Raw genomic sequence first — 20,191 nt, 5'->3', positions numbered from 1 at the left:
ATACAGTTGCTACTTTTTAACAAAACGGCAATTTCATCTCCACAATTTCTTTTGGCATCAATAGCCAAGAAGTACCATCGGATTGTTGTTTGGTATGCCAAATCACAATACCTTTGGTATAACGCCATTGCGTTTCATCACAAGGCAAACAAAAAGGCGGTATCCACATTAGCCCAATATCGCCATCGCCTTCCCAACCATTTTCCAAAAATAATTCTTTGACAATTTTAACATAAGGCTCTGAATTATCAAGGCATTCATCAGGGGCAATGGTAAAATTCAAATTATCAATCCATTCATAGGTAATGACCTGAAAATTTTTTAATTCATCAGGTGGATAATCAATCATTTCATTTTTAGCAATAGAATAAGCCATTGTATATTTCCTTTTTTGCCGTGTTTTTTTAAGGTTGAGCCATTTCTTATCTTACGAATTACTCTCAATCATTAATGCCACATTCTTTTCCAATTCTCCCATAGTGCCTAAAATTGGATTATCCCAATCATTAAACGCATCTAAATAAGCCCTAACAGAACCATTTATCAAATTATATTTTAAATTATCATTTTCTATACAAGATTTTAATTTAAAATATTTGTCATAAATGGTTTTAGCCATTGGTTCAGAATTATTGTGAAAATACAATAGAACGCTGTCTATTTTGCTTAAAATCGTGTCTTTTGACATATTTTAGACTTTATTGTTAAACGGTGCGTAATACGCACCTTACGCACCGTTTTTTTATTAAGCAAATTTACGATTTTCGCCATTGCCAAAGGCATTTTCCACACATCTTGGGCAAATGTCCTTATGCTCGGCAACGCTACCCACACTTGGCAAAATATGCCAGCACCGTACGCATTTTTCGCCAACCGCAGGGGCAACTTTGACCGAAACTGTATCGCCTTTGGCAAGCGTTACCGCACTTGTAATCAGGACAAATCTTAGCTCATCGCCCAATTTGGCAAGCGTTTGATAAGTGGCGTCATCGGCAACAATTTCCAAACTTGCTGACAAACTGCTGTTGATGACTTTGTCGGTGCGGGCATCGTCCATTGCTTTGTTGGCAAGTTCTTTGACCGCCAAAATCGCTTGCCAATCGCTGTCCGTAATGTCATTTAATTCCACCTGTGGCAGGGCATACCATTCTTGGGTAAAGATATGCCCGTTTGTGCCTTTTAGGATTTCCCACGCTTCAAAGGCGGTGAACGACAGGATTGGGGCGATCCAGCGGAGCAAGGCGTGAGCGATGTGATAAATGGCGGTTTGAGCCGAACGGCGAGCCTGTCCGTCCGTCTTGGAAGTGTATTGGCGGTCTTTGATGATGTCCAAATAAAATCCGCCCAAATCCTGTCCGCAAAAATTGGTTACAAGCTGGCACACCTGATGAAAATCCATATTGGTGTAAGCGGTGCGAATGTCGTTTTGGATTTGTGTGGCTCTATGAATAATGTATTTATCAAGGCTAACAAGTTCGCCTGCTGGCACTAGGTCTTTGCTCGGGTCAAAGTCATCGGTATTGGCAAGCAAAAAGCGAATGGTGTTACGGATACGGCGGTACATATCGCTGACACGGTCAAAGCCTTCTTTGCTGACCGCCATTTCATAGCGATAATCAGACGAGCCAACCCACAGACGGACAATGTCAATGCCGTATTTGTCGGCAAGTTCGGCAGGCTCAAAGCCTTTGGTATTGCCTTTGGATTTGGAAAGTTTATAACCCTTCGCGTCCACCGTAAAGCCGTGCGTTAGCACTTGTTTATAAGGTGGACGACCGTACACGCTTTCGCTGACAAGTAAGGACGACTGAAACCAGCCACGATGTTGGTCAGAGCCTTCTAAGTACAAATCGGCAGGGTTGGTCAGCTCATCACGATTGCCAAGCACGGCAAAGTTGGTAGAACCAGAGTCAAACCAGACATCGAGCGTATCGGTAGATTTGACATAGTTTTCACAATCGGCTTCATTTAAAAAGTCGCTAATTGGTGCGTCAAACCACGCTTCAATCCCGCCTTGTTCAATGACCCCAGCGACTTTTTCAATCAAAGCAGAAGTGTCAGGGTGCAATTCGCCTGAGTCTTTATGCATAAAAAAGGCAATCGGCACGCCCCAAGTCCGCTGACGAGAGATACACCAATCGGGGCGACCGTTCATCATTGATTCAATGCGGTTTTGACCCCACGCAGGTGTCCAAGTTACCTTTGGAATGTCGGACAACGCTTGTTCACGCAAGCCCTTAGTTTCCATAGAAATAAACCATTGGGGCGTGGCACGAAAAATAATCGGCGTCTTGTGTCGCCAGCAATGCGGATAGCTGTGGGTGATTTTTTTATGGTCAAGCAGGTGTCCGCTTTCTTGTAGCGTGGCGATAATCTTGGGCTGTGCCTTATAAATATGCTCACCAACAAAGACTTTGGCTTCATCAAGATACACGCCATTACCGCCCACAGGGTTTTCGGTGGGCAAATTGTTGGCACGCCCAACATTATAGTCGTCCACACCGTGAGCAGGGGCGGTATGTACCAAGCCTGTACCGCTGTCCGCCGTTACGTGCTCGCCTGTGATAAAGGGAACTTGACGCTCGCTGATTAGGGGGTGCTGGGCTTTTAGGGCGGTTAATTCTGAGCCTTTGACGGTAAATAAAAGTGTATAATCGTCAATACCAACCGCTTTGGCAAAATCATCTTTTAAACTTTCCGCCACAATATACACTTTATCGCCTGTCGCCAAAATCGCATAATCAAACTCAGCGTGGGCGGTAATGGCTTGGTTGGCAGGCAATGTCCAAGGGGTTGTCGTCCAGATGACGGCTTGCATTGTTCCTACTAGGTCTTTTGTTTGCCATAAAGCATCACGATTGACAATATCAAAACCGACATAAATCGCATCGGAAGTTTTGTTTTCGTATTCTACTTCGGCTTCGGCAAGGGCAGAACCACAGTCCAAGCACCAATTAACAGGCTTCATACCACGGACGATATGCCCGTTGTCATAGATTTTGCCAAGCGTGCGAACAATGTCGGCTTCGGTTTTAAAATTCATTGTCAAATAAGGATTTTCCCAATCGCCCAGCACGCCAAGGCGTTTAAAATCCGCCTTTTGTAGCTCAATTTGACTTAGTGCATAGTCTCGGCACGCCTTACGAAATTGCGTGGCGGTAATCGGCTCGCCATTTTTATCCGCTTTGGGGGCGTGTCCGACTTTGCCAAACTCATTTTCTACCTTTTGTTCAATCGGCAAACCGTGACAATCCCAGCCGGGGACATAAGGTGCGTCATAGCCGTCCAAGGTTTTGTATTTAACAATGATGTCTTTTAGGACTTTATTGACAACGTGTCCCAAGTGAATTTGACCGTTGGCATAAGGGGGACCATCGTGTAGGACATATTTTTCACGCCCTGCACGAGCCTTACGAATTTGTCCATAAACATCGTCAGCGTGCCATTTGGCAAGCCAAGCAGGTTCTCGTTTTGCCAAATCGCCCCGCATTGGAAAAGGTGTATCGGCAAGGTTTAGGGTGTTTTTGTAATCTACCGTTTGTTCTTGGCTTGGGGCTTGGGGAGTATGTTCGCTCATTGCTTGGCTCGTAACTGTGAATAAAAGTAGTTAATTATAGCCCAATTAAGGGGATTTATAAAGTGTTTTGACCATATGCAGGGGGCAAAATTTGACTTTTTGGGGGGAATTTGGTAGATTAGGATACTATTTTGGGTAACTGGATAATGATGAAAAAGATAAGCAGAAAAACCACTTCAAAATTAACAATACTATTTTGTGCGGTCATTTTGAGTTATTTTGTTTTTATTAAAAAGGATTATGATAATCCCATTATTGCTTTTGTTGCCATTTATATGGTGTTGGAAAGTTTGTATTATTTTTGGCGGTTTTATAAAAAGAATGATACGATTAAATTTGATGATAAGTTTTAACAATTTTCTATTATAATTCTCATTCCCATTTATAAAATTCATCAAAAATTCATCTTTACAATTTTCCGCTTTAATTCCTTATAAAAATTCGGTATATTAGTAGGATAATTATCAGCCAACTTGCAAGGTTATCTTATGAAAAATCCCAGCAAAACCCTATCATTATTATTGGCAAGTGCCTTATTTTTGACTGCTTGTGGTGGCGACAAGCCTAGCGAACCCGCTCCAAAAGCCGAGCCTAATACCCAAACTGCCCCCGCCCAGCCGACTAGCACTGCCCCCAAAGCTGATGAAGTCGTACCAGAGACCACTGAGTCTGTCGGGACAGACGACTCCAAAGCTGATGAAGTGGCAACCACCGACTCTGCCACATCTGATAAGACCGACAAGGGTACCGTTGAGACTGCTCAAGTGGACAATGCCGAGCAAGCGAACACCGCCCCCGCCCCAGTACAGGCTTTATCTATCGCCGAAGGTAAGGCGCGCTATGAGAAAACTTGCAAAATCTGCCACGAGCAAGGGCTGTTGGATGCCCCCAAACTCACCGCCAAAGCCGACTGGGCAAGACGCTTGGATAAGGGCATAGACACCCTGCACAAACACTCTGCCAAAGGCTTTGGTAAAATGCCAGCACAGGTGGCAGGGGACGTTACCGAAGCTGAAGTATATGCGGCAGTGGATTATATGGTGAGTCAAGTTCAGTAAATTGATGTTTATCGGATAGAATATCATTTATCCGATAAATTTAATAAAATATCGCTGATTGTAATGTCAATAAATCATATTGAAATAAAAACCCAATTTTGTTATTGGGTTTTTTATCTGCCATTAATTCATTGAGTTTCTAATCCACCCGTGTCGTTTTCTTTTATAAATTTTTTTCGGTTACGTATTCTTTATTATTCCCTATTAATATGACATGAGGCAAATTCCATGTTTGCCATACTTTTTGTCATTACGTCAATTTGCAAAAATAAATCATCCCCACTATAATAAATGACAATACATTTAATTTTCAAAAGGAATTTACCATGCTCGCCTATCTATTCGTCCCTGCCACGCACCCCAAGCGTATCATCAAAGCCCTAACCGACCCTGCCATAACCGCCCATGTCCATGCCATCATCATCGACCTAGAAGACGCCGTCGCCGACCGCTCGCCTAATGATGTGCGTGCCAAACTTGATGATTTGTTCGGCACTATAGAGCAAGCACAGACCACGCCAGAGCTGTGGGTGCGGATACATGGGGCGTCTCATGGTGAGTTTCGTTTGGACTGTGAATGGGTGCAGTCCCACGACATCATCAGCACGGTGATGCTCCCCAAAGCCGAAAATGCCGAGCAGGTCAGTCTGGCTCATGAACTGACCGCTCGCCCTATCGTTGCCATGATTGAGAGCGGGCAAGGCGTGCTACATGTCGCTTCTATGGTAGGTGTGGCAGGGCTTATGGCGTTGAGCTATGGCTGTTTGGATTTATTGACATCGCTAGGGATTGGTAGGCATACATCGGCAGAGGCGGTTATGCTTGATAGGGTGCGGTGCGAGCTCGTTTTACACTCACAGGCAAATGGGCTAAATGCTCCGATTGAGACGATTTATCCTGATTTTGGCGATGATGACGGCTTTGCCAGATGGCTTACGCACGCTCGTGATTTTGGTTTTGGTGGCTGTCTTGTCATACACCCCAAGCAGTTGGGTGTGGTACAGGCACACAAAGTGCGTGATGGCGATGTCGCCTTTGCCAAAAAAGTGCTATCTCATCACCATGCTACAGGGCAGGCGGTGTTCGCCATTGATGGGCAAATGGTGGATTTGCCTGTGATTGCTTGGGCGAGAAGGCTACTTGGTGAAGACTGATTGCCAAAAGGTATTGGTAATTTTACTATACATGGGGCTTGTGGTAAACTAGCTCCACTTTTATTTTGGAATTTTAACATGAACATTTTACCCAGCGAAGAGATTCGCATTACAGACGGTAGCACCGTTTCGCTACATTTTGAAGTCAGCCTACCAAACGGCACGGTCATCGATAGCACCTTTGGGCGAGATGAGCCTGTAACCTTGACGGTAGGCGATGAGAGCCTACTGGCGGGCTTTGAGCAGGTACTCATCAACCTAAAAGCAGGCGACACCCGCACCGCTCATCTACCGCCAGAACAAGCCTTTGGGCAGTGGAATGGCGAAAATGTGCAGACCTTTCCCCGCACCAAATTTAGCTTATCCGAGCCAAATCCTGTGGTCGGCATAATGATGGAATTTGCCGATAAAGGTCAAAATACCTTGGCGGGGGTAATTTGCCATGTTGATGATAATGAAGTCAAAGTGGATTTTAATCACCCTTTGGCAGGGCAAGATGTGCTGTTTAAGGTGCAGATTTTTAAGGTTACACCAAAGGGACAAATGGCGATTGAGCTAAAATGAGCGACAACGCCCCAATCTCAAAAAAGCTCGGTTATGGTGTCATTGCCATACAGGTCATCATCTTTTTGCTCTTTGTAGACGACAAGGCGATGACGCTTGGCAGTGGTGCGATGATGGTAAGTTTGTTTTTTTGCCCATGACAAATCCGACACCGTCAAATTTGGTATTTGGGACGTGATTGGGCTGTTTGTTGTTTATCATTTTAATTATGGCTTGTATACTTATTCTCGTACACCTGCCAAAACGGTTTGTGGCACATTCAAAAAGTTTTATCAAAAGAGTGGATTTAAAAGGCAGGATTTGATGTTGTTGATGTATGCCACAGATGAGCAAAAAGTTTATGACTTTATGCACATTCATCGCTATCACGAACATACCGACTTTTTTAAAAATCGTCATGATAAAAATGAGTCGATTTGCGTGGATTATATCCCCATGCCAGCATTTACCCTTTTTTCGCCCCATGTATTAAAAGAAGTGCGAATTATGAATGATAAGAAATAACATCCAACCACAGCAAAAGGGATATCTGTCATGTCATTTTTTAACCCAGAACATCAGCCATTTGCTATCGCCCTTATCGCCTTAGCTGTTATCGTCTCAATACTTGTTGGCGACGCATTTTTTATCATCTTGGCGATGGTGTTTTTGGGTGTGGCGACCGCACAAGGCAAACATTTAATCATAAAGATAAGTATCGGGGCGTTGTTGACCGCCGTTGTGCTTTATTATTTATTTTTGGTTATTAGGGCGTGTCTGCCTTTTGTATTTGCAATGAAAAATGAGAAAAATCGCACGTTTTTCAAGGAAAAAATGCAGGCTGATAATCATTCTATCAGACAAGTTTTTGACGATGAAAAACAAGATTTAGCCATTTTTCATGCAAAAACATTCTTTTATTTTCGCCATATTGCTAAATTTTAAATTGTGTTATAAAGGGCAGGCACGCCCTAGACAAACCACGGCAATATTCATCAAGTTTGTGGGCAACTTAACAAAATCGAACATCGCCCTTTGGGCAAACAAAGTGTGCTAAGCCTGTATCTTGATGACCCAATAAGCCAAAAATCGTATCGTTTTGACCGCCTTGATGACTGGCATAGGGACGATGTTTTTCGCCCGTACAAGGCAGGCGATGTGATTTGTGTCAAGTACACCAAATCGCCCATTTTGACCCGTACCTATCCCCATATTTTGACAGACATACAGCCCAAATGACAACCTAGGACAATCCATGAAAAAACCACTCATCGCCTTATTTGCCATGCTCACACTACCGCAAGCGTGGGCGTTATCCATAGAGCCTGCCGATTGGGGCGATTTTCGCTATGATGAAAACGTGGTTTGCTCAACATCCGCAGAAAACAGCGACATATTCGGCGTTGTCAAAAAACACGGCAAATATGGCATGGCGGACAGCACAGGCAAAGTACTATTACCGCTTGAATATGATGACGGAGCGTGCCTAACTGGTCATATCACTTTATCAAAACAAGGCAAATGGGGTTTGGTGGACGCTCATCAGCGTGTGATAGTGCCTTTTATTTTTGACAGACAGCCTTGGGATTTTAATGGCGTGGATAAAGTCATTATCACCGATGAGCGTGATGATGGCATATATTCGGCAGTGTATGGGGTGGGCGGTGGGATTATTTTGGATTATCGGCGTGGTGAATGGGACTTTGAAAATGATGTCTTGATACGCTTTGAAGATGATGAGAACGGGCAAAGTGGCTTTATGGACACGCAAGGCAATATCATCTTGGCGGGGCGTTATGATTGGGTAGGGCTACTGGATGATAAAGCAGGCGATGAGCGGTTTTTGGTAGGTGTAAATAGCCAAGTCATGATGATAGACCGCCACAAAAACGTATTTACACAAGACTATGACAACATGGAGTCTTTTGATGAGCAAGGCATATCAAGGGTTCATCTGGATGTAAATGGTAAGAGTAAAATCGGCTTTGTAGATAGAAATGGGACACTTATCGTCAAACTCTCATCACATCGCTACCCCATGTGGAACGATGTCTATGGACATGAATGGCAACTACGCACGGACGGTGGGCAGTGTACGCTATTTTTGCAAGACCTTGCAGGGCAAGCGGTTAACAGCCCGGAGTTTCCTGATGAATCCTGTCGGCTACTTGCCACGCCCAACCAAACACCCAGTCAAGAACTCACAGCAAAGCGTGGGTTATGGGATGGGTTTTGGGCGTGGGCTACTGGTTTGATTCGCTAAATCAAACCTTCGATACCCGTCTATGTAGCTCTGCTAAGCCGTCTTCCATCGCTTTTTGTAATAGTTCGGTCAGCTCAGCACGGGTCTTATCTTCGGGCAAAATCGGTGCAAGGGGTAACACATACGCCTTAACCCCATCGCTGTCCGCCACTCGTCTTAGGCTCTCTGCCATCGTGCGTTTGTCATAATACGCACAGTCGTCCGACAATGTACCGTCTGCATTGACATAAGCAATCACCATAGGACAAATGGGCAAGCCTGTATCCATGCTTGCTTGTAGTAATTTGCCATGGATTTTTTTGATTTGTTTGCCGTCTGTGGTGGTCGCTTCGGGGAAAAATACCACCGATGAACCGCCACGCAAAAAGTCAGCAATTTGACGTGCCACCCCGTCAGCGTCCCCAGAGCCACGTTTGATAAACAGCGTCCCACCTGCTTTGGCAAGCCTGCCAAAAATAAACCACTCGCCAATCTCCGCCTTTGATAAAAAGAACACAGGAGCGACCGAACCCACCACAGGAATATCCAGCCAAGAGATGTGATTGGATACCCATAGCCCGTGTGTCTGTGGCACAGGCTCAACTTGTACGACTGCCACACCAAAGGAATTGACCATTTTACGGCAAAAGGTTTGGATGTATTTTGGCAAAACATCTCTGGGTGGTGTTTTAAATGCCCCAATACGTCTGGCGGCAGTAAAGCCCCCCACCAAGGTATTACTCATGCCTGCGATGATTTTGGTGCGTTTTAGTTGTTTATTTAAAAAATTTGCCATAAGATTATCATTGTCAATTAAAAGGCGTATCGTATAAGAGTTTGGATAAAATTGCAAGTGTTTTTGGTAAACATCAATGCACAAAAAACCGCCTTAGTGTTTAAGACGGTCTGTAAATCAAGCATTCGGCAAAGGCGGTGGCAATTCGTCATTTTTGACGATATTCACTGTTGGCACTTCATGCTGATATTCTTTTGGCTCTCGTGGGGTTTCGCCATTCATGATTTGCAAGAACTGCTCACGGTCAATGGTTTCCCACTTCATGAGTGCGTCCACCATGGCGTGCATTTTGTCGTGATTGTCATCAATGAGCTTATACGCCACATCGTACTGCTCTTCTAGGATACGGCGGACTTCTTCGTCCACTTTTTGTTGGGTAGCTTCACTGATAGTACGGCTCGCCCCACCAAAATATCCGCCTTGCTCTTCGTCCTCATAGACCATCACGCCAAGTTTGTCGCTCATGCCATATTTGGTAACCATGGCACGGGCAAGTTTGGTGGCACGTTCAAAGTCGTTGGACGCTCCTGTGGATTTGCGATTGATAAAAATCTCTTCGGCAATACGCCCGCCAAACAAGATAGAGATGTCATTTAGCATTTTATCGCTATAACTGCTTACCGCATCTTGCTCGGGCAACTGCCACGTTACCCCGAGTGCCCAGCCACGGGGCATAATCGTTACCTTATGTACAGGGTCAGTAAAGGGAAGTAGTTGGGCGACTAGGGCATGACCTGCTTCGTGATAGGCAGTAGCACGGCGTTCTTCTTCACGCAGCACCATGGATTTACGCTCAGGCCCCATGTAGAGCTTGTCTTTGGCATCTTCAAAGTCGTTCATGTCCACACTCATCTTGTTACGACGAGCGGCAAAAAGAGCGGCTTCATTGACAAGGTTGGCAAGCTGTGCCCCGCTAAACCCTGGGGTACCACGAGCTAGGGCATTGACGTCCACACCAATGGTCTGGGGGAGCTTTTTAAGGTGTACATTTAGGATTTGTTCACGACCTTTGATGTCTGGCAAGCCAACCGACACTTGACGGTCAAAACGGCCAGGACGAAGTAGGGCTTTATCCAGTACATCCACACGGTTGGTTGCTGCAATGACAATCACGCCGTCATTGCCTTCAAAGCCGTCCATTTCTACCAGCAGTTGGTTTAGCGTTTGTTCACGCTCATCATGACCGCCCCCCATGCCCGAGCCACGATGACGGCCCACCGCATCAATCTCATCAATAAAGATGATACACGGGGCGTTCTTTTTGGCTTGGTTAAACATATCACGGACACGGCTTGCACCCACACCGACAAACATCTCCACAAAATCCGAACCTGAGATGCTAAAAAACGGCACTTTGGCTTCGCCTGCAATGGCTTTGGCAAGCAGTGTTTTGCCTGTCCCAGGAGGACCCACCATAAGCACGCCACGAGGAATGGTCGCCCCAAGGTTGGTGAATTTTTCTGGATCTCTTAAAAAGTCGACAATCTCAACAACTTCTTGCTTGGACTCTTCACACCCTGCCACATCGGCAAAGGTGACTTTGATGTCATCTTCGGAGAGCATTTTGGCTTTTGATTTGCCAAAGCTCATGGGGTTGCGACCACCCATGCCGCCACCGCCAGCACCGCCACTCATGCCACGCATGAACAGCCAAAACAGACCGATGATGAGCAAAATCGGAAAGGCTGCAATGAGTAGCTGAGTACCCACGCCTTGACGCTGTGGTGCTGCCCCTTCTACTTCTACGTTATGCTTGCGAAGTAATGGCATTAACTCGGTATCGTCTAGGGCAGGGCGGATGGTCTCAAACTCTGAGCCATTAACCTTTGTGCCCGTAATCTCTTCGCCATCAATCTCAACTTTTTGGATTTGACCTTCGGCGACTGCCGTGACAAAGGCTGAGTACTTCATGTCATCAGCCTTGCCTGAACCACGGTCGAGATTACTAAATACCATGACTACCACGGTGATAATCACGAGCCATAATAGAATGTTTTTTGCCATGTCGTTCACAAAGGGTTTCCTGTTTTTGGCGTTTGATACAACTTTGATTGAAAATTTAAAAATTGAAAAATGGGGCAAATCGTGCAATTGTTCACACAAAGAGACATTGCTTTTAATAAGGCTTATTATCAATAAATCAAGCCCTAAATTTGGATGATTATTTTATCGCCACCCAAAACATCTCTTTGGAGCGGGGACGGCTTGCCTTGGGTTTTATACTTTTGATTTTGCCAAACTTTTTTTGCATGTCGGCACGAAGCTCGGGCGAACCTTCGCCTTGGAATACTTTCATGATTAACGCACCGCCTTCGGGCAACACTTTTAGGGCAAAATCCACCGCCAACTCACACAGATACATCATGCGTGGCATGTCCACTGCTGACATGCCAGACGTGTTGGGAGCCATATCGGATAACACCACGTCCACACGTCGTCCGCCCACTTCATTCATGATTTTGTTAAAGACTTCTTCTTCTCTAAAATCGCCTTGGATAAAGGTAACATTCTCCAAAGTATCCATGGGCAAAATATCAGACGCTATCAAAATCCCGTCATCGCCCACAAGCTGTCCTGCTACCTGCGACCAGCTACCAGGGGCAGAACCTAAGTCCACCACGGTCATGCCTTTTTTGATAAGAGAAGTTTTTTCGTTAATCTCCAATAACTTATAAGCCGCTCTGGCACGATAGCCGTCTTTTTGGGCTTTTTGAACATAATAGTCGTCAATATGCTCTTTCATCCACGCTTTCGATGATTTGGAGAATTTTTTGTTGGTGATGCGAGTTGCCATTGGTCGGTGTTGATGAATTAAAATAACTGCTTAGTTTAACATTTTTATGAGAAAATTTGGTATATTTTTGTTATAATGAACATTAATTTATTTAAAAACCTGTTTTGAGACATTTTATGGCAAAACCCAATTTTAACAACCTATCTAACGACACCCTAAAAGAACTACGGGGCATCGGTCATCGCCTAAATCCCATCATCATGGTGGGTGGTAATGGCTTGACGCCCACGCTCATCGAAGAGACCGCCCGTGCCCTAAGTGACCACGAACTCATCAAAGTCAAAATCCCAGCAGGCTCATCAGATGAACGCAAAGAATGTGCCGCCGCCCTAGCCGATGCCACAGACAGTCAAGTGGTGCACCATATCGGGCGTATGGTGCTACTGTTTCGTAAAAATGATGAACCTAACGACAAATTGTCTAATTTGGTAAGATTTGGTTTTTAGGAATTCAACAAAAGGGAATGTCATGAATTTTTTTACCGCAAATCCCATTGATAAACTGTTTAGCTTGCTGTCGCTGTCACACTTTACCGAGTTTTATTATGATGATAATTCGGTCATGCAAAGAGAGCGGTTGTTTGTATTGCAAGACCTGCAAAATGCCCAAAAAAACAAGCCTGCCCCCAAAGTTCATGCCTATATCAGTGAAGACATGCACGGGGGTAAGCATGTGATTAACATGAGTTTTATGATTGAAAAGGTGGACGGACTGCATTTTGCCAATTATCATGATGATAACATCAAGCGTGCCGATGGGCTGTGGCAGGAGACCTGCCTAGAATGCTTTATTGGTTTGGCAGATGGCGGTTGTATTGAGATGAACATCGCTCCTGATGGACGTTATGCTCTGTATCATTTTAGCGATTATCGTACGCCCGCTACGCCCATACAGACCGATAAAGTGACTCTGTCGTGGCGTGCCGATGATAATGATAACGTGCTGGTATACGAGCGTCATGTCAGTCTTGATGTGTCAGCCGTGGCGGATTTGTTGCCCGAGCAGACACTCGTCAACCCATGTGCGATACTAAACATCAAAGGTGATTTGCATTACTTTGCTGTCAGTTCTGCCCCTGTGCCTGATTTTCATGATAAGGCATTTTGGCAAAAATGGTAAACGTATAAAATGGTGAGTGTATTTTGATTAAAACTTAGGGCGGTAGCCCAAAACTGAACTGAATTTTCGTTTAAATCGAAGTCGCATTTAAAAAGCCCATGCATGATGTCATGGGCTTTTTGGTGAGTGGGTAAATGATTATTTGATGGTAAACCAATCATTGGCACTGGTTTTGGCTTTTTCGATGTCGCTTGATGATAGGTTTAGGGCAAGCTGACCGATTTTGGCTTGGGCTTTATCACGAATGCCGTTATCAAGCATACCGTCACGGCTAGATAGGTCATACCATTTGTAGGCATCCACATAGCGTTGCTGTTTTTCATCAATCATTGCAAGTGCATAGCTGGCACGGTTGTCGCCCAGATGAGCGGCACGTTCTAGCCATTTGCGACCTTCACTCATGCTAGCTTTGACACCTTCGCCACGCAGATACATGAGTCCTAGGTTTAGCTGAGCAGGGGCGATGTCTTTTTGGGCAGCTTGAGTGTACCAATGCACGGCTTTGGCAGGGTCTTTGGCAACGCCTTCACCTTTTTGTAGGCGTTTGGCTAGGAAAAATTGGGCGTGATGGTTGCCACTGCTTGCTTGATTGGCAAGTGATGAGATGTCCATAATCTCAAAACGAGAGACATCAAGCGGTACATTTGAGATAAGTTCAGCGTTGGCAACACCTGCCAAAAGTAGGGTGGATAAAATGCTAAGTTTTAAACGTTTCATGACGACGACCTGTGGTTGAGATTATATTTAAGATGTATGACAAATGTCAAATTAATTCTTTATCATACCATTAATGAGTGATAAACTCAATTTTTTCACTGGCTAAACATGTCAAATTTTGTAACATCATTTATCAGTTATTTGATGGTGTTTGCTGGTTAAAATGTAGGGCGTGCCTGCCTTTGGTATTTGCAATGAAAAACAAGATTTAGCCATTTTTCATGCAAAAATTGATTAAGATTGTCAAATTTTCATCTTATTTTATAAAAAATGTTATTCATGGTAGGCATGCCCTAATTAACCTTTGGCAATCCGAAACACCGCCACATCCGCCAAGAGATTGGGGGCTTTTTTGACGGCTTTATCACGGATAAAGGCAGGGATTTTGGGATTGGGATTGTCCCATAGGGCGACCGTGTCCAAAATTCGAATGTTGTTGTCGTGGCACAGCCGTTCAAAGTCCTTAAAAGTGCAAAGATGAATGTTGGGCGTGTTGTACCATTGGTGGGGCAAGGTCTCACTCATCGGCATGATGCCCTTAATACCAAGATAAATGCGGTTTTGCCAATAGGCGAAGTTGGGAAAAGTTACAATGCCAAATTTGGCAACCCTTAGCATATCATTGAGCAGGGTTTCAGGGTTTTTGACCGCTTGCAAGGCACGAGCCATAACGACTGTATCAAAACTGTTATCGGCAAAGCGAGCCAAACCGTCATTTAGGTCTTGCTCCACGATGTTTAGCCCTTTGGCAATGCCTTCATTGATTTTGTCGGGGTCAATCTCAATGCCATAGCCAAACACGCCCAGACGCTCTTGCAGGTGAGCCAGTAGCGTGCCGTCCCCACAGCCCAAATCTAGGACTTTTGAGTTGGGTTTTATCCATTTTTCGGCAAGTTGGTGGTCGATGTTATTCATGAGTTTCCTTGTTTTATTGTCTTGCCAATTGTGAAATCTCTTGGGGTGTGATGTCGCCTGTTTGTCGTTTGATGACAGGGGCGTTCAAAAATCCCCGAACAGCAGTCGTATAACGGGGAATGTCAAACAAAAATGAATCATGCCCATGCGGTGCATCCACATTGACAAAGGTCACTCGCTTATCGTTCGCCACTAAAGCGTCCACAATCTCAACCGACCGCTCGGGTGTGAACCGCCAATCGGTGGTAAATGAGACGATGAGAAATTGGCATTTGGTGCGGGCAAGCGTTTGTTTTAAGGCTTCTTTTTCATCCAAATCGTCTGGTGTGTAATCCCGTGTCGGGTCAAAATAATCCAGTGCTTTTGTCATAAGCAAGTAGGTATTGGCATCAAAATTTTTGCTAAATCGCTCGCCTTGATAACGCAAATAGCTCTCTACTTGAAATTCCACATCATAGCCGTACATGAATTTGCCAGACTTCAAGTCTCGTCCGAACTTGGCTTTCATTGCCTCTTCGGTGATGTAGGTGATATGCCCCACCATGCGTGCCAAAATCAGTCCGTGGCGGGGGTAGGCATTTTTTTTGAGATACCAGCCATCATAAAAGTTGGGGTCGGATAGGATGGACTGACGAGCGACTTCGTTAAAGGCGATGTTTTGGGCGGACAGCTTGGGCGTGCTTGCGATGATGACGGCACGTTCTAGGCGGTTGGGGTAGTCCACTGACCATTGCAGGGCTTGCATACCGCCCATAGAACCGCCCACAATGGCGTGCCATTTGGCAATGCCCAAGCGGTCTGAGAGCATGACTTGCGTTTTTACCCAGTCCTTTATCGTGATGAGTGGAAAATCCGCCCCCCAAATCTCGCCTGTGGCAGGATTGATGGTGGTAGGGCCTGTGGAACCGTGGCAGGAGCCGATGTTGTTTAGGCACACCACAAAAAATCGGCTCGTGTCTATCGCTTTGCCATTGCCAATTAGGTTATCCCACCAGCCAGCCTTAGTATCATTCTCACTATGATAGCCTGCGGCATGGTGTGAGCCTGATAGGGCATGGCAGATTAAAATGGCGTTGGATTTGTCGGCATTTAGCTTGCCATAGGTCTCGATGACTAGGTCAAATGACGGCAACACCCGCTCGCATTCTAGGGTTAATGGCTCATCAAAATGCAAGGTTTGGGGCGTTACGATACCAACAGATGTCGGGTCTAGATGGGGGGCAAAGTAGGGGGATGAGTTGTCCACGTTGTTGCTCTTTTTTATTTTTAAAGCTATATTTTAAGGGCAAATGCTAGGATTGGCAAGGCATAAAAGAAAAATCGGCATCGTTCAAAACCTATACCCAAGCTAACACCCACTCCATAATAACCGAAACAACCAAAGACCAAACAGCTCATGACACCCTTAGATTATTGCCCAAAATGCCAATCCAATCACATTGTTAAAGCAGGCTTTGCTTATGGTAAACAAAGATACCAATGTAAAGACTGTAAATATCACTTTACCATGCTTTACAAAAGCAACAAAAAAGATGAAAGTGTTAGAAAGCTAGCCTTGACATGCATCTTGAAGGTCTAGGCTTTCGTGCCATTGGTCGTGTGCTTGGCATTGGGTATAGTACCGTGTATTATTGGGTAAAAGAACTTAGTGTTAAACATCAAGACATCTACAATGCCAATTCAACCCAGTACAATGAATAAATTGACATTGTGGAGCTTGATGAAATTCACAGTTACAGCAAGTTTAAAAAAACTACTGCTAAAGCCCGATTGTCATTAGTAGAGACACCAAACAAGTCTTAGGTTTTGTTTGTGGCAAACGAGACAGTAAGACCTTTAAGAGATTATACAACCAACTAAATACACCTAATATCAATCTGTTTTGTAGTGATTACTGGAATGTTTATGCAGATGTCATTCCAATCCATAAGCACTTATAAAGCAAAAAATAAACCTTTACTGTTGAAGGTTATAACAGTAGGATAAGGCATTTTCTTGCAAGGTTTAAACGCAAAACCAAGTGTTATTTCAAATGCCAAAAGATGATAGAGAACTCACTGAACTTACTGTTTGCTAAGTGGGATGATGGGCTGAGTTACATCCAAGAAACTTTAAAATTACTACAAATACAATGATGTGTGGACGTAGAGGCGTGCTGAGCACGCCTTGTATGGTAATATCATCAAAGGGTGTGCTCAGCACACCCCCACAAACCCGTGGTAAATATCAAGTTGGTTGGGTGTATGTATAGTTGGTGAACAATGCCGAAATTAAAAAGCAAATAGAAAATAGCCGTGCAATAACATGGCTATTTTTTAATGGGCTGGCAAATGATTTGAGTATTAGGCTATCTTACACACTTATTTATCCGCAGGGAATGCCTGTGGTTGGGTGTTGGGCTTGCTGTTGGGTGGTGGGGCAAATTTTGGTGTGGATTCATCATCAAGGCGAACTTCATAGATGGCGGTGCCGATAACTCCTGTGTTGTCTATGGAGCCGTTGTCCGAATGATTGGCGTAGCTTTGTTCGGGCTTGCCAAAGGTAAAACCTGCCACGGCACTGTCGTTTTTACGAAAGCCTTCGATGAGCAGGGTGGCGTGTGGGTTTAGAATATAACTACTGCCATGCACCGAAGCACGCTCGCCTGTGATGACATTTAGCCCATCCACGCTGGCGATGATGGCATAAGTGTTGTCGCTGGTGTTGGTGTAGCGTAGGGTGTATTTTTGCCCTTCGGTGGCACTTAGGTAATAATCGCTGTTTTCTCGGGTGATGGGTAGGGTATTGCCGTTATCGTCGGTAAAGCTGAGATTGACTTTGCCATGATGAAGCGAGACGCTATTTAAGGTTTTGCCTGTGAATGCTTTGGCGGCGTAGCGAACGACATTTTGGTCAATGGGATCATCACTTAGGTAAGTGACCGAGACGTGCTTGGAGGGTGAGCGAATCTCATCGCCCCATGTCGTCCCGAGCTGTTCATTGGCGTGGATATCAGCATTGGCACTGGTAGCATGGTCGCCCCCTGAGTGACCGCAAGCAGTCAGTAGGGTGAGAACAAGAGCAGTGCCAACTGGGATAAGTGCGTATGATTTCATAAGCAGTCCTACGTGATGGGCGGTCATCCCTAAAACGGGGGTATTGCCCTTAAAACAGTTGTGCTACTATGCCTGATTTTTAAAAATTTGTCAATGCACCATGCTCACCATGCGTTTGCTATACCGCTCCAAATACCAACCCAAAAACACCGCCGCCACTGCCAGTGAGATGACCAGTGCCGTCCAAAAACCATAAATGCCCATGCCCATATAAAACGCTAACACAATACCAGGCAGTAGCCCACAACCCCAAAATGCGATGATGTGGATTATCATCGGCACGGTGGTTACTTTATAGCCACGCAAGGCATAGCTTGCCACGCATTGCACCGCATCGACCAGCTGAAAGGCGGCGGCATAGAGAATGATGGCGGAGGCGATGGCAATGACTGCCGTGTCCTTGGTGTAGAGTGTTGCCAGCTGTTCTCGCCCGATGACCAAAAAGGCAGCTGTCAAAAATGAGATGGCGACCGCACCTGATAACGCCACGCCACTGCTATAACGGGCAGACTCAGGTTCACGCCGACCCATCGCCATGCCGACCCGCACGGTGCTAGCAACCCCTAAGCTTTGGGGTATCATAAAGATGAGTGAGGTGATGTTGATGGCGATTTGTTGGGCGGCGACGTAGTTTTCGGTGTTGCCGTCCAGCCTTGCGACCAAAAACATGATACAGCTAAATAGGCTCACTTCAATAAAAAATGACAGTCCGATGGGTATGCCAAGTTTGGTGATGTCGCCAAAGAGCTTGATGTCGGGCAGGCTAAATTTGTCCATTAAGCCAAATTCATGAAAATATCTGTCTTTGGCGATGTATATGCCAAGCACGATGGCGTTGAGCCAAAAGACGATGGCGGTTGCCAGTCCACAACCTGCACCGCCTAGGGCGGGCATGCCAAATTTACCATAGACAAAGACGTAGTTTAGGGGAATGTTGGCAAAAAAGCACAGCCAACTGACAATCATGATAACTTTGGGTTTGTTAAGACTGGACGCATAAGCGTGCAAGGTCCGATGTATCATGGCGGCAGGCATGGCAAGTCCGATGAACCACAGATACTCTTTGGTAACGGCAAGGGTGTTGGTGCTTAGATGACCAAAATAATGCTCAAAGGGCAGTATCGCCACCCAAATCAGCACCATGCCAATCACGCCCATGAGCAGTCCATACCACAGCCCTTGCCGTCCCAGCTCGCCAATGTCGCCTGCCTTAGCATCGCCCTTATTGACCACACCATACTGCTGGGCAATCAAGGGATTTAGGGCGGTCATCACCCCAAGTAAAGTGATGTAGATGGTAATAAACAAACTGTTTCCCAATCCGACCGCAGACAAGTCTTCTTTGCTGACACTGCCTGCCATGACCGTATCCACAAAACCCGTCCCAACTTGGGCGATTTGGGATAAGAGCATGGGCAGGGCGAGTGTGGCGAGAGCGACGAACTCTTTTTTATAATCAGCAAAGCTGTGGCGGTTTAGGTTTAGGAGCATGGCAATTTTTCAAAAAAGCGTATTTTACCATAAAACGTTGCGTTGTGGTTTTGCCTTTTTAATGGTGATGTGTTGGCATTAAATAGACGTACTGCGAAATAAAACATGTATACTTACACACCCTGATATTTTCCAAGATTTTAAAATTGCAAAATTCTGTAAAATCGTTATATCGCAGTGGTTTCAATATGTTTTAATCGCAATCATGATTAGGACGTGCCTGCTTTTTATAATACAACTTAAAATTTAGAGTGTTTATGGGGAATATAATGTTTTCCTTGAAAAACGTGCGACCCCCCACTTTTTTAAACAGACTTTTTCATTGCAAATACAAAAGGCGGGCACGCCCTAATTGCAATATAATAGAGATTAAATTTTTTAGTGTTCATTTGTATCAAATTAAGTGTATATGTGTATTTTTGTGATAGGTTGGTTACTATTAATTCTGTGTTTAAATTTATCACTGTCAAAAGATAAAATTTGACAAACGGTTTTATTTTTCTGATAAAAAATATTTCATTAAAAATCAATATTTTATTTGTTTAAATCATTGAAATTTTACCTTATTTTATTGTAAACGTGAAAATATTGCATTTAAGTAGATTAATGTGGTTGTATCATCAATAGACAATTTGTAAAAAAAAGAATAAAATATGTAATAAATTCACATTTTCAAGAGAGCTCCTGTTA

At 44.7% G+C, this 20,191-nt stretch carries 24 protein-coding genes; 13 read left to right on the top strand and 11 right to left on the bottom strand.

From position 1 onward, the window contains the following. Positions 1–16 precede the first annotated feature (16 nt). From B5J93_RS02660 to ileS, 3 genes are read right to left on the bottom strand one after another with little or no spacing between them, the layout of a single operon-like run. On the bottom strand, positions 17–376 hold the full coding sequence (locus B5J93_RS02660; RefSeq protein WP_079324369.1) for a hypothetical protein: 360 nt from the start codon (positions 374–376) through the stop codon (positions 17–19). Between the two features lie 51 nt (positions 377–427). Continuing rightward, the gene (locus tag B5J93_RS02655) at positions 428–688 is read right to left on the bottom strand and encodes a hypothetical protein (protein ID WP_079324368.1); all 261 of its coding nucleotides are present in this window, start codon (positions 686–688) and stop codon (positions 428–430) included. A gap of 57 nt (positions 689–745) precedes the next feature. Next, a complete protein-coding gene (gene ileS / locus B5J93_RS02650) occupies positions 746–3,577 on the bottom strand; it encodes an isoleucine--tRNA ligase (protein WP_079324367.1) in 2,832 nt (943 codons plus the stop codon). Between the two features lie 488 nt (positions 3,578–4,065). Here ileS and B5J93_RS02640 point away from each other — a divergent pair, with 488 nt between their 5' ends. The 8 genes from B5J93_RS02640 (at position 4,066) to B5J93_RS02610 (ending at position 8,595) form a co-directional block, all read left to right on the top strand. After that, positions 4,066–4,635, top strand: a complete 570-nt coding sequence (locus tag B5J93_RS02640) for a c-type cytochrome (RefSeq protein ID WP_078273410.1) — start codon at positions 4,066–4,068, stop codon at positions 4,633–4,635. 326 nt (positions 4,636–4,961) lie between these two features. Continuing rightward, positions 4,962–5,789 (top strand): HpcH/HpaI aldolase/citrate lyase family protein, encoded by an 828-nt coding sequence (locus B5J93_RS02635; protein ID WP_079324365.1) that lies wholly within the window; start codon positions 4,962–4,964, stop codon positions 5,787–5,789. A gap of 78 nt (positions 5,790–5,867) precedes the next feature. Next, the gene (locus tag B5J93_RS02630) at positions 5,868–6,353 is read left to right on the top strand and encodes an FKBP-type peptidyl-prolyl cis-trans isomerase (protein ID WP_079324364.1); all 486 of its coding nucleotides are present in this window, start codon (positions 5,868–5,870) and stop codon (positions 6,351–6,353) included. Further along, positions 6,350–6,493, top strand: coding sequence for a hypothetical protein (locus B5J93_RS13440; protein WP_158080667.1), 144 nt, complete (start codon positions 6,350–6,352; stop codon positions 6,491–6,493). The genes B5J93_RS02630 and B5J93_RS13440 overlap by 4 nt, the downstream gene beginning before the upstream one ends. A gap of 34 nt (positions 6,494–6,527) precedes the next feature. Continuing rightward, positions 6,528–6,857, top strand: coding sequence for a hypothetical protein (locus B5J93_RS02625; protein ID WP_079324362.1), 330 nt, complete (start codon positions 6,528–6,530; stop codon positions 6,855–6,857). A 30-nt stretch (positions 6,858–6,887) separates the two neighbouring features. Then, positions 6,888–7,277 (top strand): hypothetical protein, encoded by a 390-nt coding sequence (locus tag B5J93_RS02620; RefSeq protein WP_079324360.1) that lies wholly within the window; start codon positions 6,888–6,890, stop codon positions 7,275–7,277. A 90-nt stretch (positions 7,278–7,367) separates the two neighbouring features. Further along, positions 7,368–7,571, top strand: coding sequence for a hypothetical protein (locus B5J93_RS02615; RefSeq protein ID WP_079324359.1), 204 nt, complete (start codon positions 7,368–7,370; stop codon positions 7,569–7,571). 16 nt (positions 7,572–7,587) lie between these two features. Next, on the top strand, positions 7,588–8,595 hold the full coding sequence (locus B5J93_RS02610; RefSeq protein ID WP_079324357.1) for a WG repeat-containing protein: 1,008 nt from the start codon (positions 7,588–7,590) through the stop codon (positions 8,593–8,595). A gap of 1 nt (position 8,596) precedes the next feature. Here the strand turns inward: B5J93_RS02610 and B5J93_RS02605 are convergent, their stop codons facing one another. The 3 genes from B5J93_RS02605 to B5J93_RS02595 form a co-directional block, all read right to left on the bottom strand. Further along, positions 8,597–9,370 (bottom strand): lysophospholipid acyltransferase family protein, encoded by a 774-nt coding sequence (locus B5J93_RS02605; RefSeq protein WP_079324371.1) that lies wholly within the window; start codon positions 9,368–9,370, stop codon positions 8,597–8,599. A gap of 117 nt (positions 9,371–9,487) precedes the next feature. Continuing rightward, entirely contained in the window at positions 9,488–11,383 is a 1,896-nt protein-coding gene (gene ftsH, locus B5J93_RS02600) for an ATP-dependent zinc metalloprotease FtsH (protein WP_211278840.1), read from the bottom strand. Between the two features lie 148 nt (positions 11,384–11,531). Beyond that, positions 11,532–12,164 carry an RlmE family RNA methyltransferase gene (locus B5J93_RS02595; RefSeq protein ID WP_079324353.1) on the bottom strand — a complete coding sequence of 211 codons (633 nt, stop codon included), beginning with the start codon at positions 12,162–12,164 and terminating at the stop codon, positions 11,532–11,534. A gap of 116 nt (positions 12,165–12,280) precedes the next feature. On the opposite strand from B5J93_RS02595, the gene B5J93_RS02590 reads away from it, so the two are divergent. Together B5J93_RS02590 and B5J93_RS02585 are read left to right on the top strand one after the other, a co-directional pair. Continuing rightward, positions 12,281–12,610, top strand: coding sequence for a YhbY family RNA-binding protein (locus B5J93_RS02590; protein WP_079324351.1), 330 nt, complete (start codon positions 12,281–12,283; stop codon positions 12,608–12,610). Between the two features lie 22 nt (positions 12,611–12,632). Further along, positions 12,633–13,283, top strand: coding sequence for a DOMON domain-containing protein (locus tag B5J93_RS02585; RefSeq protein ID WP_079324349.1), 651 nt, complete (start codon positions 12,633–12,635; stop codon positions 13,281–13,283). Between the two features lie 138 nt (positions 13,284–13,421). On the opposite strand, the gene B5J93_RS02580 is transcribed toward B5J93_RS02585, so the two are convergent. The 3 genes from B5J93_RS02580 to metX all read right to left on the bottom strand — a co-directional run bounded on the left by B5J93_RS02580 (position 13,422) and on the right by metX (position 16,161). Beyond that, a complete protein-coding gene (locus B5J93_RS02580; protein WP_079324347.1) occupies positions 13,422–14,000 on the bottom strand; it encodes a tetratricopeptide repeat protein in 579 nt (192 codons plus the stop codon). 297 nt (positions 14,001–14,297) lie between these two features. Continuing rightward, entirely contained in the window at positions 14,298–14,915 is a 618-nt protein-coding gene (gene metW / locus B5J93_RS02575) for a methionine biosynthesis protein MetW (RefSeq protein ID WP_079324346.1), read from the bottom strand. Positions 14,916–14,928: 13 nt separating this feature from the next. Beyond that, positions 14,929–16,161: a homoserine O-succinyltransferase MetX gene (gene metX, locus B5J93_RS02570; protein ID WP_079324344.1), complete on the bottom strand. Its 1,233-nt coding sequence runs from the start codon at positions 16,159–16,161 to the stop codon at positions 14,929–14,931. Positions 16,162–16,311: 150 nt separating this feature from the next. Here metX and B5J93_RS14355 point away from each other — a divergent pair, with 150 nt between their 5' ends. The 3 genes from B5J93_RS14355 (at position 16,312) to B5J93_RS14350 (ending at position 16,855) form a co-directional block, all read left to right on the top strand. Then, on the top strand, positions 16,312–16,494 hold the full coding sequence (locus B5J93_RS14355) for an IS1/IS1595 family N-terminal zinc-binding domain-containing protein (protein ID WP_420811394.1): 183 nt from the start codon (positions 16,312–16,314) through the stop codon (positions 16,492–16,494). Beyond that, entirely contained in the window at positions 16,476–16,616 is a 141-nt protein-coding gene (locus tag B5J93_RS13435; protein WP_158080666.1) for a hypothetical protein, read from the top strand. The genes B5J93_RS14355 and B5J93_RS13435 overlap by 19 nt, the downstream gene beginning before the upstream one ends. A gap of 68 nt (positions 16,617–16,684) precedes the next feature. Continuing rightward, positions 16,685–16,855 carry an IS1 family transposase gene (locus tag B5J93_RS14350; RefSeq protein WP_079324370.1) on the top strand — a complete coding sequence of 57 codons (171 nt, stop codon included), beginning with the start codon at positions 16,685–16,687 and terminating at the stop codon, positions 16,853–16,855. 420 nt (positions 16,856–17,275) lie between these two features. Here the strand turns inward: B5J93_RS14350 and B5J93_RS02560 are convergent, their stop codons facing one another. Together B5J93_RS02560 and B5J93_RS02555 are read right to left on the bottom strand one after the other, a co-directional pair. Next, the gene (locus tag B5J93_RS02560) at positions 17,276–18,010 is read right to left on the bottom strand and encodes a hypothetical protein (protein ID WP_079324342.1); all 735 of its coding nucleotides are present in this window, start codon (positions 18,008–18,010) and stop codon (positions 17,276–17,278) included. A gap of 90 nt (positions 18,011–18,100) precedes the next feature. Continuing rightward, complete coding sequence (locus tag B5J93_RS02555; protein ID WP_079324340.1) at positions 18,101–19,501, bottom strand: MATE family efflux transporter; 1,401 nt, start codon at positions 19,499–19,501, stop codon at positions 18,101–18,103. Positions 19,502–20,191: the final 690 nt, after the last annotated feature.

The sequence above is a fragment of the Moraxella equi genome (assembly GCF_002027555.1).
GTDB lineage: Bacteria > Pseudomonadota > Gammaproteobacteria > Pseudomonadales > Moraxellaceae > Moraxella > Moraxella equi.
Note: the sequence above shows the minus strand (reverse complement) of the source record. Positions and strands in the feature narration are given on the sequence as shown.

Excerpts from the sequence above, each read along its gene's own strand:
- B5J93_RS02585 (WP_079324349.1), top strand. The coding sequence starts at position 12,633 with ATGAATTTTTTTACCGCAAATCCCATTGATAAACTGTTTAGCTTGCTG.
- B5J93_RS02630 (WP_079324364.1), top strand. The coding sequence starts at position 5,868 with ATGAACATTTTACCCAGCGAAGAGATTCGCATTACAGACGGTAGCACC.
- ileS (WP_079324367.1), bottom strand. The coding sequence starts at position 3,577 with ATGAGCGAACATACTCCCCAAGCCCCAAGCCAAGAACAAACGGTAGAT.
- B5J93_RS13435 (WP_158080666.1), top strand. The coding sequence starts at position 16,476 with ATGCATCTTGAAGGTCTAGGCTTTCGTGCCATTGGTCGTGTGCTTGGC.
- B5J93_RS02560 (WP_079324342.1), bottom strand. The coding sequence starts at position 18,010 with ATGAAATCATACGCACTTATCCCAGTTGGCACTGCTCTTGTTCTCACC.
- B5J93_RS02605 (WP_079324371.1), bottom strand. The coding sequence starts at position 9,370 with ATGGCAAATTTTTTAAATAAACAACTAAAACGCACCAAAATCATCGCA.
- B5J93_RS02595 (WP_079324353.1), bottom strand. The coding sequence starts at position 12,164 with ATGGCAACTCGCATCACCAACAAAAAATTCTCCAAATCATCGAAAGCG.
- metW (WP_079324346.1), bottom strand. The coding sequence starts at position 14,915 with ATGAATAACATCGACCACCAACTTGCCGAAAAATGGATAAAACCCAAC.
- B5J93_RS02580 (WP_079324347.1), bottom strand. The coding sequence starts at position 14,000 with ATGAAACGTTTAAAACTTAGCATTTTATCCACCCTACTTTTGGCAGGT.
- B5J93_RS14355 (WP_420811394.1), top strand. The coding sequence starts at position 16,312 with ATGACACCCTTAGATTATTGCCCAAAATGCCAATCCAATCACATTGTT.
- B5J93_RS02555 (WP_079324340.1), bottom strand. The coding sequence starts at position 19,501 with ATGCTCCTAAACCTAAACCGCCACAGCTTTGCTGATTATAAAAAAGAG.
- B5J93_RS02635 (WP_079324365.1), top strand. The coding sequence starts at position 4,962 with ATGCTCGCCTATCTATTCGTCCCTGCCACGCACCCCAAGCGTATCATC.
- B5J93_RS02655 (WP_079324368.1), bottom strand. The coding sequence starts at position 688 with ATGTCAAAAGACACGATTTTAAGCAAAATAGACAGCGTTCTATTGTAT.
- B5J93_RS02660 (WP_079324369.1), bottom strand. The coding sequence starts at position 376 with ATGGCTTATTCTATTGCTAAAAATGAAATGATTGATTATCCACCTGAT.
- B5J93_RS02590 (WP_079324351.1), top strand. The coding sequence starts at position 12,281 with ATGGCAAAACCCAATTTTAACAACCTATCTAACGACACCCTAAAAGAA.
- B5J93_RS02640 (WP_078273410.1), top strand. The coding sequence starts at position 4,066 with ATGAAAAATCCCAGCAAAACCCTATCATTATTATTGGCAAGTGCCTTA.
- B5J93_RS02620 (WP_079324360.1), top strand. The coding sequence starts at position 6,888 with ATGTCATTTTTTAACCCAGAACATCAGCCATTTGCTATCGCCCTTATC.
- B5J93_RS02610 (WP_079324357.1), top strand. The coding sequence starts at position 7,588 with ATGAAAAAACCACTCATCGCCTTATTTGCCATGCTCACACTACCGCAA.
- B5J93_RS13440 (WP_158080667.1), top strand. The coding sequence starts at position 6,350 with ATGAGCGACAACGCCCCAATCTCAAAAAAGCTCGGTTATGGTGTCATT.